The sequence below is a fragment of the Burkholderia ubonensis subsp. mesacidophila genome, from assembly GCF_002097715.1.
GTDB lineage: Bacteria > Pseudomonadota > Gammaproteobacteria > Burkholderiales > Burkholderiaceae > Burkholderia > Burkholderia mesacidophila.
The window spans coordinates 3,141,616-3,155,438 of sequence record NZ_CP020737.1 but is presented as its reverse complement, the minus strand read 5'-3'; the positions used below and the strand labels follow the sequence as shown (position 1 = coordinate 3,155,438).

Genomic DNA, 13,823 nt, shown 5'->3' with positions numbered 1-13,823 from the left:
GTACAAGAAATGCGTTTACTGCACACGATGCTGCGAGTCGGCGATCTCGACCGCTCGATCAAGTTCTACACCGAATTGCTCGGCATGAAGCTGCTGCGCCGCGAGGATTATCCGGAAGGCAAGTTCACGCTCGCTTTTGTCGGCTACGACGACGAAAGCAGGAGCACGGTGCTCGAACTGACCCACAACTGGGATACGCCGTCCTACGACCTCGGCACGGGTTTCGGCCATCTGGCGCTGGAAGTCGACGATGCGTACAAGGCCTGCGAGCAGATCAAGGCGCAAGGCGGCAAGGTCACGCGCGAAGCGGGCCCGATGAAGCACGGCACGACCGTGATCGCGTTCGTCGAGGATCCGGACGGCTACAAGATCGAGTTCATCCAGAAGAAGGCGCACTGAGCGCCGGATGAGCGAGCCGCGGTGCGCGCCATGCGCGTCGCGATGCAAAGCGGAAAAACGGGCGGCGCGGGGAATCCCGCACCGCCCGTTGATGTTTACAGCGACGGCAGCAGCTCGGGCGGATGATGCTTGAGCGTGTGCCGCGCTTCGCGGAATTCCGGGAAGATCGATTCGACGGTCTGCCAGAAGCGCGGGCTGTGGTTCATCTCGCGCAGATGCGACAGCTCGTGCGCGACGACATAGTCGATGATCGACATCGGAAAGTGGATCAGCCGCCAGTTCAGGCGGATCTTGCCGTCGCTCGAGCAACTGCCCCAGCGCGTCGCGGCCGACGACAGCGCATACATCGAATACGTGACGCCGAGCTGTTCCGCGTAGAACGCGAGCCGTTCGCCGAAGATCCGCTTCGCCTCGCCCTGCAGCCAGCCCTGCACGCGGTCCTTGATCTGCTGCGCGTCGGCGTGCGCGGGCAGCGGCAGCGCGAGCCGCTGCGCATCGCCGTCGAACGCGACCGCGCCGGCATCGGACGCGAGCGCGACCGTCACCGATTTGCCCAGATACGGGAGCTGCGCGCCGTCGCGCCAGTCGATCTGCGGCAGCGCGCGCTGTTCGGTGCGCGTCTTCCATTCCGCGAGCTTCGCGAAGATCCAGCGCTGTTTCTCCGTGATCGCCGCCTCGATGTCCGAGAGCGTGACCCAGCGCGGCGCGGTGATCGTCAGCCCGCTGCCGTCGATCGTGAAGCCGATCGTGCGGCGCGCGGAGCGCTTCAGCCGGTATTCGAGCACCCGGCTGTCGAGCGCGAACGTGCGCACGCGCGAACGGTCGGGCGCGGGATCGGGAGCGGGTACCGCGACGGGCGTTGCTTCGGGTGGCGTCTGCGGCGCTGAGGGCGCGGACGGCGCCGACGGCGCGGCGGCCGGCCCGTCGAAGAGCGGCAGATCCAGCTGGCGATGATCGAGAGCCACGACGGCGGGTCGTGGCCGCGGACGCTTCTTCATCAATTCGCTTCGTCTTGTAGTACGCAACAACGGATCCGGCCCGGGTGAATCAGACGCGCGCGGCATTGCGCCTTTCGGCGTTGCCGGGCGCGCTGTACGCGTCCGGATCGATGCGGCGCATTTCCGCTTCGATCCAGGCTTCGACCTGAGAGTTCAATGCGTCGGGCGTGAGGCCGGCCGATTCGATCGGCTTGCCGATCGACACCGTGACGACGCCCGGGAATTTCGTGAACGAATTGCGCGGCCACACATTGCCCGCGTTGTGCGCGATCGGCACGACCGGCGCGCCGGTCTCGATCGCGAAGCGCGCGCCGCCCGTCTTGTACTTGCCCTGCTTGCCGACCGGCGTGCGCGTGCCTTCGGGGAACATGATCACCCACGCGCCTTCCGCGAGCCGCTTCTTGCCCTGGCTGATCACCGAGCCGAACGCGTTCTTGCCTTCCTTGCGGTTGATGTGGACCATGTGCAGCATGCCGAGCGCCCAGCCGAAGAACGGCACGTACAGCAGCTCGCGCTTGAACACGTAGCAGAGCGGCTTCGGCATCAGCGCCGGGAACGCGAGCGTTTCCCATGCGGACTGGTGCTTCGACAGCAGCACGGCCGGGCCGTCGGGCAGGTTCTCGATCCCTTCGATCCGGTAGCGGATGCCGTTCAGCCAGCGCACGACCCACAGCGTGGACTTGCACCAGCCGGCCGCCATCCAGTAGCGCGCGTCGGGGCGCAGGAACGGGAACGCGATGAAGCACGCGGTCGCGTACGGCACCGTGTACAGGACGAAGTAGATCAGCAGCAGCAGGGAGCGGACAAAGCGCATCGGCGTGTGTCTGGTGTAAGGGAGGATGCGCGCGGCGGCCGCATCACTCGTGTTCGTGTGAAAGGAAGTCGAGCGCGAACGCGCGCAGATCGTCGTGGACCTTCGTGCCGGGCGGCAGGTTGCCGGCGGCAAGCGTCTTCTTGCCCTTGCCGGTCAGCACGAGATGCGGCTGGAAGCCGAGCGCGACGCCGGCCTGCAGGTCGCGCAGCGAATCGCCGACGACCGGCGTATGGTCCGGATCGATCTCGAAACGGTCGGCGATCATCTGCATCATGCCGGGCTTCGGCTTGCGGCAGTCGCAGTGGTCTTCCGCCGTGTGCGGGCAGAAGAACACCGCGTCGATGCGCGCGCCGACCGCCGCCGCCGCGCGATGCATCTTCAGATGCATCGCGTTGAGCGTCGCCATGTCGAACAGGCCGCGGCCGATGCCGGACTGGTTGGTCGCGACGACCACGCGATACCCCGCGTGGTTGAGCCGTGCGATCGCCTCGAGGCTGCCGGGCAGCGGGATCCACTCGTCGGGCGTCTTGACGAACGCATCCGAATCGGCGTTGATCACGCCGTCCCGGTCGAGGACGACGAGCTTCCTGGTGGGACTGGTCGGCATCGTGCGGCCCTTAAGCGGCGAGCTTCGAGATGTCCGCGACGCAGTTCATCTGCTGGTGCAGCGCGGACAGCAGCGCGAGGCGGTTCGCGCGCAGCGCGGGATCGTCGGCGTTGACCATCACGCCGTCGAAGAACGCGTCGACCGGCGCGCGCAGCGCGGCGAGCGCCGACAGCGCGCCCGTGTACGCACGGGCCTCGAGCTGCGACTGCACGCGCGGCGTCACGGCCGTGAGCTGCTCGTGCAGCGCCTTCTCGGCCGCCTCGACGAACAGGGCCGGCTGCACCGCGCCGTTCGCGCCGCTTTCCGACTTCTTCAGGATGTTCGAGATCCGCTTGTTCGCGGCGGCCAGCGCCTCGGCTTCCGCGAGGCGCGTGAATTCGCGCACCGCGTCGAGGCGCGCGACGATGTCGTCGAGGCGCGTCGGGTTCAGGCTCAGCACCGCGTCGACTTCGCCCGCCGTGTAGCCGCGCTCGCGCAGCAGGCCGCGCAGGCGGTCCATGAAGAACGCGAAAATCGCGTCGGTCGATTCGGCGACGTCCGGCACGGCCGCGAAGCGCGCATGCGCGAGGCGCAGCAGCGACACGAGATTGAGCGGCAGCTGCTTCTCGAGCAGCACGCGCAGCACGCCGAGCGCGTGGCGGCGCAGCGCGAACGGATCCTTCTCGCCGGTCGGCGCGAGGCCGATGCCCCAGATGCCGACGATCGTCTCGAGCTTGTCGGCGAGCGCGACCGCGGTCGACACGGGCGTCGTCGGCAGCGCGTCGCCGGAGAAGCGCGGCTGGTAGTGCTCGGTGCACGCGAGCGCGACGTCGTCCGGCTCGCCGTCGTGGCGGGCGTAGTACGTGCCCATCGTGCCCTGCAGCTCGGGGAACTCGCCGACCATGTCGGTCAGCAGGTCGGCCTTCGCGAGACGTGCGGCGCGCTTCGCATGCGCGGCGTCGGCGCCGATCGCCGGCGCGATTTCGCCGGCCAGCGCCTCGAGGCGCTCGACGCGCGCGAGCGTCGTGCCGAGCTTGTTGTGATAGACGACGTTTGCGAGCAGCGGCACGCGGTCGGCGAGCGTCTTCTTCTTGTCCTGCTCGAAGAAGAACTTCGCGTCGGCGAGGCGCGGGCGCACGACGCGCTCGTTGCCTTCGATGATCTCGCCCGGCGTCTTCGTCTCGATGTTCGACACGATCAGGAAGCGCGAGCGCAGCTTGCCGGCGACGTCGGTCAGCGCGAAATACTTCTGGTTGGTCTGCATCGTCAGGATCAGGCATTCCTGCGGCACCTGCAGGAATTCGTCCTCGAAGCGGCACGGATAGACGACCGGCCATTCGACGAGCGAGGTCACTTCGTCGAGCAGCGCTTCGGGCATCACGACCGTATCGCCGTTCGCGTGCTCGTTGAGCTGCGTGCGGATCGTTTCCTTGCGGTCGCCGAAGTGCGCGATCACGCGGCCCTTGTCGCGCAGCGTGTCCGCATACGCGCGCGCATGCGAGATCGCGACGAGGCCGTCGGACAGGAAGCGGTGGCCGAGCGTCGTGTCGCCGGCGTCGATGCCGAACGCGGTGACGGGCACGATGCGGTCGTCGTGCAGCGCGGTCAGGCGGTGCACCGGGCGCACGAACTGCACGTCGGTGCCGTCCGGGCGCTGGTAGGTCATGACCTTCGGGATCGGCAGCTTCGCGAGCGTTTCGTCGAGCGCGGCCTGCAGGCCGTCGGCGAGCGTCGCGCCGGCGGCCGCGTAGTTGACGAAGAACGCCTCGGCCTTGCCGTCCTGCGCGCGCTCGAGATCGGCGATCGACAGGTTCGGGTGGCCGAGCGCTGCGAGCTTCTTCGCGAGCGGGGCGGTGGGCTTGCCTTCGGCGTCGAGTGCGACCGACACCGGCAGCACTTTTTCACGGACCTGCTTCTCGGGCGCGACGGCGCGCACGTTTTGCACGACGACGGCGAGGCGGCGCGGCGTCGCATAGCGTTCGAAGACGAGCTCGCCTTCGATCAGGTCGCGCGCCGCGAGGCGCTGCGCAAGGCCTTCGGCGAACGCGTCGCCGAGGCGCGCGAGGGCCTTCGGCGGCAGCTCTTCGGTCAGCAGTTCGACGAGCAGGGGGGCGGGATGATTGTGCGTCATGATGTGAAGAAGTCTCGTCAGTCCTGATCGATCTTGCGTTCGGCCTTCAGCGGCGGCACCCAGGCCGGCTGCGCGGCTTCCTGGGCGTCGGAGGTGAGGCCCGGCACGCCCGGCGGGTTGCCGAGCATCGGGAAGCCGAGTTTCTCGCGCGATTCGTAGTATGCCTGCGCGACGAGGCGCGACAGCGCGCGGATGCGGCCGATGTACGCCGCGCGCTCGGTCACCGAGATCGCGCCGCGCGCATCGAGCAGGTTGAACGTGTGGCCGGCCTTCAGCACGAGTTCGTACGCGGGCAGCGCGAGCTGCGCGTCGATCATCCGCTTCGCTTCCGCTTCGTAGCTGTTGAAGAACGTGAACAGCAGGTCGACGTTCGCGTGCTCGAAGTTGTACGTCGATTGCTCGACTTCGTTCTGGTGATAGACGTCGCCGTAGGTCAGGCGGCGCAGCTCGGGACCGTCCGGGCCTTGCTCTTCCCATTCCGTCCAGATCAGGTCGTACACGTTCTCGACCTTCTGCAGGTACATCGCGAGACGCTCGAGACCGTAGGTGATCTCGCCGAGCACCGGCTTGCAGTCGAGGCCGCCGACCTGCTGGAAATACGTGAACTGCGTCACTTCCATCCCGTTCAGCCAGACTTCCCAGCCGAGGCCCCACGCGCCGAGCGTCGGGTTCTCCCAGTCGTCCTCGACGAAGCGCACGTCGTTCTGCTTCAGGTCGAAGCCGAGCGCTTCGAGCGAGCCGAGGTAGAGGTCGAGGATGTTTTCCGGCGCCGGCTTGAGCACGACCTGGTACTGGTAGTAGTGCTGCAGGCGGTTCGGGTTCTCGCCGTAGCGGCCGTCCTTCGGGCGGCGCGACGGCTGCACGTACGCGGCGCGCCACGGCTCGGGGCCGATCGCGCGCAGGAACGTGTGGACATGCGACGTGCCCGCGCCGACTTCCATGTCGATGGGCTGGAGCAGAGCGCAACCCTGCTTGTCCCAGTAGGACTGCAGGGTCAGGATGATTTGCTGAAACGTAAGCATGAAGAGCCTTCGTGGCGCTGGCGCTCCGTTGCGGGCGGCGTCCCGGGCGCAAACCCGGGGGGCGGCTCGCGCGGCGGCGCGGCTTGTTAGTGTGCTGAAACGTGTAATTTTACCGGATCGGCGAGGCGATGCGACCGGAACGGCGGCGAAGGGGCGCGCCGAGGCCCGGCCGGCGGCCCGGCGCGTGTCGTGTCGGCCGCTTCGCGGAGCGGTTCGAGCCGGTGTGCCGGCGTGCGCCGGCTTGCGTCTCGGCGCCGCGCGCGGACGGTAAGATGCGCGTATTGTGCCTCGCGCGGCCGATGGGCGGCCGCGCGGCTCACCGTATCCGATCGCATGGACGACTCGACCGATTTCCTCGTTCCGCTGCTGCCGCCGTTCACCGCGCTGCTCGGGCGGGCCGCCGACGCGCAGGCGCGCGGCGACCGCGCCGCGCACGACCTCTGGCTCGCCGCGGCCGCCCACCTGCACGGGGCCGACCCGGCTTCGCTCGCGCGGCTCACCGCGGCGCTCATCGGGCGGCAGCGCACGGCGGACGCGATCGCGCTGGCCGATCTCGGCGTGCGTCTGCATCCGAATGCGGCCGCCCGCTTCAATCTCGGCTACGCGCTGCAGATGGCCGGCCGCCACGCCGACGCGGTCGCGCCTTACCGCGCGGCGCTCGCGACCGAGCCCGACCTGCCGTCGCTGCGCAACAACCTCGCGATCGCGCTGCGGCTGTCGGGCGGCGATCGCGCGGAGGAGGCGGCGCTGCTCGAGGAAGCGGTGACGTTCGATCCGCACGACGTGCAGGCGTGGATCAACCTCGTCACCGCGCGCCTCGCCGCGCAGGACCTGACGGGGGCGCTCGCGTGCGCGGAACGGCTCGCCGTGCTCGCACCGGACAACGCGCTCGCGATGAACAACGTCGCGATGGCGATGAAGGAAGCGCAGCGCTGGGACGACGCCGAGCACTATGCCGCGCGCGCGTGCGCGCTCGCGCCCGACGACGCGTCGCACCGCTTCAACCTCGCGATCATCCATCTCGCACGCGGCGATTACGCGGCGGGCTGGCGCGAGCACGAGGCACGCTGGGACGGCTCCGGCGAATTGCGCGGCCGCCTGCCGGCGCTGCCCGGCCCGCGCTGGCGGGGCGAGCCGCTCGCCGGCAAGACGCTGCTCGTGTGGGGCGAGCAGGGGATGGGCGACGTGCTGCAGTTCTGCCGCTTCATCGCGCCGCTTGCCGAGCGCGTGCACCGCGAAGGCGGGCGGCTTGCATGGAACACGTTTCCGCAAATGGGCGCGCTGATGGAGCGCAGCCTCGGCGCGCATGCGGATGTGTTCGGCGCGGGCGGCGGCGTCGACGCGTTGCCGCCGTTCGACTACGAAGTGCCGCTGATCAGCCTGCCGTTGATGCTCGGCACCGGCGACGCGACGCTGGCGGCGTCCGTGCCGTACCTGCGGGCCGATGCGCGCTCGCGCGACGCATGGCGCGCGCGCCTCGCGGGCGAACATCGGCTGAAGGTCGGACTCGTGTGGACAGGCAGCGCGGGGCATCAGCGCAATCCGTTCCGGCGCGTCGGGATCGAGCGCTACGTGGACGCATTCCGCGGGATCGACGGCGTCGCGTTCTTCTCGCTGCAGCCGGGCGCGGAGGCCGACGTCGCCGCCGCGCGCGCGGCCGGTCTGCCGATCGCCGATCACACTGCCGAGCTGCAGAGCTTCGACGACACGGCCACGTACATCGGTGCGCTCGATCTCGTGATTACCGTGTGCACGTCGGTCGCGCATCTGGCCGGCGCACTGGGCGCGCCGACCTGGGTGCTGCTCGACGTGAATCCGCACTGGCCGTGGCGGCTCGAGCGGCGCGACAGCCCGTGGTATCCGAGCGCGACGCTGTACCGGCAGCCGGCATTCGGGCAGTGGGAGCCGGTGATGGAGGCGGTTGCGCGGGATTTGCGGGGGCTGGCGGAGCAGGGCGGGCGGAGCGCCTGAATGCGGGGCGCTGGTTTCCGGAGGCGGCCGTCGGATCACTGGCCGCCCGCGCCGGCGGCGTGACGACGCGCGTCGATGCCGGCGCGGCGGCGGGCTGCTGCCGCACCGCCGCCCGCGTTATGCTTTCCGGTCGCCGCGCGCCGGCTTGCCGTTGCGCCGCCGCAACCCCGGCCCGAACGTGAACCCGAACGCGAGCAGCACGAACGACACCGCGAGCACGGCGGCGTTGCCGCTCGTCACATATGGCGTGAAGCCGCTCGTGCCTTCGATGCGCACGTCGAGCGAGCCGATCGTGAACGGCTTGAGCTGGCCGAGCACGCGGCCGCGCGCATCGATCGCGGCCGTCATGCCCGTGTTGGTCGCGCGCAGCATCGGCCGGCCGGTCTCGAGCGCGCGCATCCGCGCGATCTGCAGGTGCTGGTCGAGCGCGATCGTGTCGCCGAACCACGCGAGGTTCGTCACGTTGACGAGCACGCCGGGCGGCTGCGGGTTGTCGCGAATGGTGGCGGCGATCTCCTCGCCGAAGATGTCCTCGTAGCAGATGTCGGCCATCACCGGCTGGTTGCGCACGAGGAACGGCTTCTGCACCGGCGCGCCGCGCGCGAAATCGCCGAGCGGCATCTTCATCAGGTCGACGAACCAGCGGAAGCCCCACGGGATGAATTCGCCGAAGGGCACGAGGTGGTGCTTGTCGTAGTGATAGATGTCGCGCGAATTCGGCGTCACGCCGTACAGGCTGTTCGTGTAGTCGACGTAGCGTCCGTCGTCGGTGACCGACGCGCCGACCGCGCCGAACAGCACCGCGGAGCCGGTGCCGTCGCTGAACTTGCGCACCGCGCGCGCGAACGGCTCGGGCAATTCCTGGATCATCACCGCGATCGCCGTCTCGGGCGTGACGATCAGGTCGGCGGACTTGTCGGTGATCATCTGCGTGTACATCTTGATCGCTGCATCGATGCCCGCCTGCTCGAACTTGATGTCCTGCTTCACGTTGCCCTGCAGCAGCCGGACCGTGAGCGGCGCGTTCGCCGGCACGGTCCACGTCGCCTGCGACAGCGCGACGCCGGCCACGACGAGCGCGAGCGCGACACCGGCCGGCGCCGCGATGCACACGCGCCGGTCGCCGCCGTTATCCGCCTGCTGCGCCGGGGACCGTCGGGCGGCGGCGAGCGCCTGCACGATCAGCGCGGCGAACAGCGCGAGCAGCCAGCCGATCCCGTACACGCCGACGATCGCCGCGAAGCCCGCGAACGGGCCGTCGACCTGCGGATAGCCGCTCGCGAGCCACGGAAAGCCGGTGAGGACGGTGCCGCGCAGCCATTCGCCGAGCGCCCACGCGCTCGCGAACGCGAATGCGCCGTGCCACGTCGGCGCGAACGGCCGCGGGTCCGGTTCGCGGCGGTGCCACGCATGGCCCGCGCAGAACGACCACAGCCCGGCCGAGAATGCCGGATACAGCGACAGGTACAGCGAGAACAGCACCAGCGCGCCGCCGGCAAGCGGCGCGGCCATCTCGCCATAGACGTGCATGCTGATGTAGAGCCACCAGATGCCGGAGATGAAGTTGCCGAAGCCGAACGCGCCGCCCGTCAGCGCCGCGCTCTTCCAGCTCGCGGTGCGCGTGAGCTGCGCGAAAAACCAGACGAATACCAGCAACTGCAGCCAGCCGCCGTGCGGGGTCGGTGCGAAGGTCAGGGTATTGGCCGCGCCGGCGAGCAGCGCGGCGGGGTAGTGCCAGCGCGGCAGCGTGCGGCCGGGCGCCGGCGCGAGGAGGCCGCCTGCCGGGCGGGACGGGATCGGCTCGTCCATGCGATTCGAAGGGGGGGCGAAGCGGTTGGTGGAGACGCCGCGCGGGGCGCGGCGGTCAGGGCGGTCAGTCTTCGTGCGACGTCTCGGCGCGGCGGCTCGCGAGCGGACTGCGGCGCACCAGCAGCACGTGGACCTGGCGCGCGTCGCCGCGCTGGATCTCGAATACGAGGTTGCCGAGCTGCACTTTCTCGCCGCGATGCGGGACGCGCCCGAAATGGTGCGTGATCAGGCCGCCGATCGTATCGACCTCTTCGTCGGAGAAATCGGTGCCGAACGCGTCGTTGAACTGCTCGATCTCCGTCAGCGCGCGCACGCGGTAGCGGCCGTCCGGCGCGGCGATGATGTTGCCGGCTTCCTCGTCGAAATCGTATTCGTCCTCGATGTCGCCGACGATCTGCTCGAGCACGTCCTCGATCGTGATCAGGCCCGCGACGCCGCCGTATTCGTCGACGACGATCGCGAGGTGGTTGCGGTTGACCCGGAAGTCGTGCAGCAGCACGTTCAGGCGCTTCGATTCGGGGATGAACACGGCAGGACGCAGCATCCCGCGCACGTCGAATTCCTCTTCCGCATAAAAGCGCAGCAGGTCCTTCGCGAGGAGCACGCCGATCACGTTGTCGCGGTTTTCCTCGTAGACGGGGTAGCGCGAGTGCGCCTTTTCGAGGACGAACGGAATGAAATCCTCGGGCTTGTCGGCGATGTTGATCGCGTCCATCTGCGCGCGCGGCACCATGATGTCACGGGCGCACAGGTCGGACACCTGGAAGACGCCCTCGATCATCGACAGCGAATCGGCGTCGATCAGGTTGCGTTCGTGGGCGTCCTGGAGGATTTCCAGCAGCTCGCCGCGGGATTCGGGCTCGGGCGAGATGAAGTCGGTCAGGCGCTCGAGCAGCGAGCGCTTTTCATGCGGTTTGTCGTTGGACTTTCGACTGGGATACGAATCGTTCATGGTGGTGCGCCCGGTTCATGTCGGGGCGCGCTGTCACGGAATTGGCAAGGATACACCATGGGCAAGGCGCGGCCGTGTCACCCCGGCCATCAGGCCAGGGCGGGCAGCCGTGCGGGCCCCGCTCGGGGACAGGCGGGCTCGGCACCGCGCCGTCCTGTCGTTTCCATCGTATCTCAGAAAGGCGCGGCGGGGCAGCGGCGGACGAAATTCCGTGCGGACCGGCCCGTCGGCGCCTTTTTCGGGACGGAGCAGGGGGCGACGATTTGTCGCCGGCGGCGGGCCGCCGGGCTCAGAATCGCATGCCGGCCGAGCAGCCGCCGGCCGCCCCGCCGTTCGACGCGGCGCCGCCGCAGCCGAACACGCCGCAGCCGGACAGCGCGACGCTCGCGGCGATGACCAGTGCGATGGTTTTGCAGCGCGGCCAGCGGGGCGAGGTCATGACGGGCGTCCTTCGAAGGTGAACGGGCGGTGGTCGGGGCGACGGCCGCCGGGTGGGCGCACCGCGTCAGCGGCAGCGCGCCAGCAACCCTTCCAGTGCGCGATCGGGGATGCCGCTCGCGCGCAGCGCGTCGACGGTCCGGCTCACGTAGTCGAGCGTCGTGCCGTAGCGCCCGGACGCGCAGCCGAGCACTTCCTTCACGACGCCGTCCGGCAGCTTGCCGGTGTAGGTCGGCGCGTCGCGCCGCATCACGAACGCGAGCGCCATCACGCGCTCGCCGTTCTCGAGCAGGCACGGCAGCCATGCGGGCCGGTACGAGCCCATCGGCATCTCGCGTTTCCACAGCGTTTCGAGGTGCGGCTGCGCGGTCGCGCCGGCGAGCCGGAACGCGATGCCGCTGCACGAGCCGCCGCGGTCGAGCGCCAGCACGAGGCCCGGGCGCTCCGGCGTGCCGCGGTTCACGCGCGACCACAGATAGAGGCCGCGGTGATAGCCGTGCACCTTGCTGCGCACGGCGTCGACGGTCGGCAGCCCGGGATTCCAGATCAGCGACCCATAGCCGAACAGCCAGAGATCCTGCCGGCCGTCCCAGTCGCGCATCGTGTGCGCGAGCGACGCCGCGAGCTCGGCTTCCGTCAGCAGCCGCCCCTCGCCGATCGACGGCGGGTACGCGGGCGGGAGCGTGGCGGCGTTGCGCATCGGGGGGCGGGGCGGCTTACCGGTACGGGTTCGGGAAGCCCAGTTTCGCGAGGATGTCGACTTCGAGCGCTTCCATCTGGGCGGCGTCCTCGTCGCTCGTCTCGTGGTCGTAGCCCTGCGCATGCAGCACGCCGTGCACGAGCAGGTGCGCGTAGTGGGCGTCGAGCGGCTTGCCCTGCTCGCGCGCCTCCTTCTCGACGACCGGGCAGCACAGCACGAGGTCGCCGATCACGGTGCCGTCCGGCGCTTCGTCGTACGCGAAGGTCAGCACGTTGGTCGGGTAGTCCTTGTGACGGTAGCTGTCGTTCAGCGAGCGGCCTTCTTCGTCGCCGACGAAGCGCACGGTCAGCTGCGCGTCGGCGAACAGCGCGGGCGCGATCCATTCGGCGATCAGCTTGCGCTTGGGCAGCGCCTTGCGCACGTCGCCGGTGATCTCGTCGCCGTACTGGACGGCGAGGTCGAGCTCGGGATCGCGGATCGCATCGTCATCGAGGCCGACGTCGCGCGGCGCGGGTTCGGCGCCGACGTGCAGCGTGATGCTGTCGTAGTGCTCGGGCTGGAGCGCGAGCTTTGCGCGCATCGCCGGATCGGCGTGCTGCGCGACGATCGCGACGGCGGCTTCGCCGGACGCGCCCGACAGGTCGAACATCAGGCTGCGGCCGTCGGGAAAATCGATTCGCAGCCCCTGTGCGTCGACGGACTTGACCTTGCCTTTCGCATCGAACAGCGAAAGACGGAGCGTTTCGGACGTGGCCTGGTCGGCGCGGGCGGACTTGCGGGAGCGGGACGATTTCATGACGCGTCGGGCAATTGGAACGCGATGAGGATACACCAAACGGCCAATCCCGCCCGAATTCGGCCGGCGCGGGCGCCGCGCGCCGCGCAGCCGAAAAAAAGCCCGGCGCGCCGTGGGGCGGGCCGGGCTGGGCGTGACACGGGCGCGGGCGCGTCAGGCGTCCTTGTGCTGCGCGTGGAACTCGTCGTACGCCTCGACGATGCGCGCGACGAGCGGGTGCCGGACCACGTCGGCGCTCGTGAAGCGCGTGAGCGCGATGCCGCGCACGCCGCCGAGCACCTGCTGCGCCTCTATCAGGCCGCTTTTCTGCGCGCGCGGCAGGTCGACCTGGCTCGTGTCGCCGGTGACGACCGCCTTCGAGCCGAAGCCGATCCGCGTGAGGAACATCTTCATCTGCTCGGGCGTCGTGTTCTGCGCCTCATCAAGGATGATGAACGCGTGGTTCAGCGTGCGGCCGCGCATGTACGCGAGCGGCGCGATCTCGATCATCTGGCGCTCGAACATCTTCGCGGTCTTGTCGAAGCCGAGCAGGTCGTACAGCGCGTCGTACAGCGGCCGCAGGTACGGATCGACCTTCTGCGCGAGATCGCCCGGCAGAAAGCCGAGCCGCTCGCCGGCCTCGACGGCCGGGCGCGTCAGCACGATGCGCTTGACCTGGTCGCGCTCGAGCGCGTCGACCGCGCACGCGACCGCGAGATAGGTCTTGCCGGTGCCGGCCGGGCCGATCCCGAACGTGATGTCGTGCGACAGGATCTGCTTCAGGTATTCGCGCTGCGCGGGCGTGCGGCCGCGCAGGTCGGCGCGGCGCGTGTAGAGCTTCGGCGCGGGCTCCTCGAGCTCCTCGTCGTCGACGCGCATCACCGGCTCGTCGAACGGATGGTCGGGGTCGCCGCGAAAGCGCACGTCGAGCGTGTCCTCGACGCGGCCGTTGCCGCCCGTGTGACGCACCTCGACGAGCGCGAGCTGGATGTCGTCGACCGACAGCGGATCGCGCGAGCGGTTGTAGAAGTTTTCGAGCGCGGTGAGCGCGAGCTTCGCGCCGCGCCCGCGGATCGAGATCCGGTGGCCGCGCCGCTGCAGCGTGACGTCGAGCGCCTGTTCGATCTGCCGCAGGTTCTCGTCGAGCGGGCCGCAGAGATTCGCGAGGCGCGCGTTGTCGTCGCGCGGCGCGGTGAATTCCAGTGCTTGGGTGGCTTTCAAAGTGGCG

At 69.4% G+C, this 13,823-nt stretch carries 13 protein-coding genes; 2 read left to right on the top strand and 11 right to left on the bottom strand.

Translation table 11 applies throughout. From position 1 onward, the window contains the following. Positions 1 to 9: 9 nt before the first annotated feature. Entirely contained in the window at positions 10 to 399 is a 390-nt protein-coding gene (gene gloA / locus B7P44_RS14820) for a lactoylglutathione lyase (RefSeq protein WP_084905359.1), read from the top strand. Between the two features lie 95 nt (positions 400 to 494). On the opposite strand, the gene B7P44_RS14815 is transcribed toward gloA, so the two are convergent. The 5 genes from B7P44_RS14815 to glyQ are packed head-to-tail and all read right to left on the bottom strand — an operon-like array spanning position 495 to position 5,950. After that, the gene (locus B7P44_RS14815; protein ID WP_084905357.1) at positions 495 to 1,397 is read right to left on the bottom strand and encodes a M48 family metallopeptidase; all 903 of its coding nucleotides are present in this window, start codon (positions 1,395 to 1,397) and stop codon (positions 495 to 497) included. Between the two features lie 49 nt (positions 1,398 to 1,446). Then, positions 1,447 to 2,211 carry a lysophospholipid acyltransferase family protein gene (locus B7P44_RS14810; RefSeq protein ID WP_084905355.1) on the bottom strand — a complete coding sequence of 255 codons (765 nt, stop codon included), beginning with the start codon at positions 2,209 to 2,211 and terminating at the stop codon, positions 1,447 to 1,449. A gap of 43 nt (positions 2,212 to 2,254) precedes the next feature. Beyond that, positions 2,255 to 2,818, bottom strand: a complete 564-nt coding sequence (gmhB, locus tag B7P44_RS14805; protein WP_084905353.1) for a D-glycero-beta-D-manno-heptose 1,7-bisphosphate 7-phosphatase — start codon at positions 2,816 to 2,818, stop codon at positions 2,255 to 2,257. A 10-nt stretch (positions 2,819 to 2,828) separates the two neighbouring features. Then, the gene (gene glyS, locus B7P44_RS14800; protein WP_084905352.1) at positions 2,829 to 4,928 is read right to left on the bottom strand and encodes a glycine--tRNA ligase subunit beta; all 2,100 of its coding nucleotides are present in this window, start codon (positions 4,926 to 4,928) and stop codon (positions 2,829 to 2,831) included. Positions 4,929 to 4,945: 17 nt separating this feature from the next. Then, positions 4,946 to 5,950 (bottom strand): glycine--tRNA ligase subunit alpha, encoded by a 1,005-nt coding sequence (gene glyQ / locus B7P44_RS14795; protein WP_084905350.1) that lies wholly within the window; start codon positions 5,948 to 5,950, stop codon positions 4,946 to 4,948. A gap of 333 nt (positions 5,951 to 6,283) precedes the next feature. Between glyQ and B7P44_RS14790 the strand changes: the two genes are divergently transcribed. Then, entirely contained in the window at positions 6,284 to 7,921 is a 1,638-nt protein-coding gene (locus tag B7P44_RS14790; protein WP_084905348.1) for a tetratricopeptide repeat protein, read from the top strand. Between the two features lie 117 nt (positions 7,922 to 8,038). On the opposite strand, the gene lnt is transcribed toward B7P44_RS14790, so the two are convergent. The 6 genes from lnt to B7P44_RS14765 all read right to left on the bottom strand — a co-directional run bounded on the left by lnt (position 8,039) and on the right by B7P44_RS14765 (position 13,816). Then, on the bottom strand, positions 8,039 to 9,730 hold the full coding sequence (gene lnt / locus B7P44_RS14785) for an apolipoprotein N-acyltransferase (protein ID WP_084905346.1): 1,692 nt from the start codon (positions 9,728 to 9,730) through the stop codon (positions 8,039 to 8,041). A 64-nt stretch (positions 9,731 to 9,794) separates the two neighbouring features. Further along, entirely contained in the window at positions 9,795 to 10,682 is an 888-nt protein-coding gene (locus B7P44_RS14780) for a CorC family transporter (RefSeq protein ID WP_084905344.1), read from the bottom strand. Positions 10,683 to 10,971: 289 nt separating this feature from the next. After that, positions 10,972 to 11,121 carry a hypothetical protein gene (locus tag B7P44_RS37140; protein WP_167389803.1) on the bottom strand — a complete coding sequence of 50 codons (150 nt, stop codon included), beginning with the start codon at positions 11,119 to 11,121 and terminating at the stop codon, positions 10,972 to 10,974. A 66-nt stretch (positions 11,122 to 11,187) separates the two neighbouring features. Further along, positions 11,188 to 11,820 (bottom strand): gamma-glutamylcyclotransferase, encoded by a 633-nt coding sequence (locus B7P44_RS14775; protein ID WP_084905342.1) that lies wholly within the window; start codon positions 11,818 to 11,820, stop codon positions 11,188 to 11,190. 16 nt (positions 11,821 to 11,836) lie between these two features. Next, positions 11,837 to 12,616, bottom strand: a complete 780-nt coding sequence (ybeY, locus tag B7P44_RS14770) for an rRNA maturation RNase YbeY (RefSeq protein ID WP_084905340.1) — start codon at positions 12,614 to 12,616, stop codon at positions 11,837 to 11,839. Between the two features lie 153 nt (positions 12,617 to 12,769). Beyond that, positions 12,770 to 13,816, bottom strand: a complete 1,047-nt coding sequence (locus tag B7P44_RS14765) for a PhoH family protein (protein WP_084905338.1) — start codon at positions 13,814 to 13,816, stop codon at positions 12,770 to 12,772. Positions 13,817 to 13,823 lie beyond the last annotated feature (7 nt).

Bases quoted from the DNA above. Each gene is read 5' to 3' on its own strand.
- lnt (WP_084905346.1), bottom strand. From the start codon at position 9,730: ATGGACGAGCCGATCCCGTCCCGCCCGGCAGGCGGCCTCCTCGCGCCG.
- glyS (WP_084905352.1), bottom strand. From the start codon at position 4,928: ATGACGCACAATCATCCCGCCCCCCTGCTCGTCGAACTGCTGACCGAA.
- ybeY (WP_084905340.1), bottom strand. From the start codon at position 12,616: ATGAAATCGTCCCGCTCCCGCAAGTCCGCCCGCGCCGACCAGGCCACG.
- B7P44_RS14810 (WP_084905355.1), bottom strand. From the start codon at position 2,211: ATGCGCTTTGTCCGCTCCCTGCTGCTGCTGATCTACTTCGTCCTGTAC.
- B7P44_RS37140 (WP_167389803.1), bottom strand. From the start codon at position 11,121: ATGACCTCGCCCCGCTGGCCGCGCTGCAAAACCATCGCACTGGTCATC.
- B7P44_RS14775 (WP_084905342.1), bottom strand. From the start codon at position 11,820: ATGCGCAACGCCGCCACGCTCCCGCCCGCGTACCCGCCGTCGATCGGC.
- B7P44_RS14780 (WP_084905344.1), bottom strand. From the start codon at position 10,682: ATGAACGATTCGTATCCCAGTCGAAAGTCCAACGACAAACCGCATGAA.
- B7P44_RS14790 (WP_084905348.1), top strand. From the start codon at position 6,284: ATGGACGACTCGACCGATTTCCTCGTTCCGCTGCTGCCGCCGTTCACC.
- B7P44_RS14815 (WP_084905357.1), bottom strand. From the start codon at position 1,397: ATGAAGAAGCGTCCGCGGCCACGACCCGCCGTCGTGGCTCTCGATCAT.
- glyQ (WP_084905350.1), bottom strand. From the start codon at position 5,950: ATGCTTACGTTTCAGCAAATCATCCTGACCCTGCAGTCCTACTGGGAC.
- gloA (WP_084905359.1), top strand. From the start codon at position 10: ATGCGTTTACTGCACACGATGCTGCGAGTCGGCGATCTCGACCGCTCG.
- gmhB (WP_084905353.1), bottom strand. From the start codon at position 2,818: ATGCCGACCAGTCCCACCAGGAAGCTCGTCGTCCTCGACCGGGACGGC.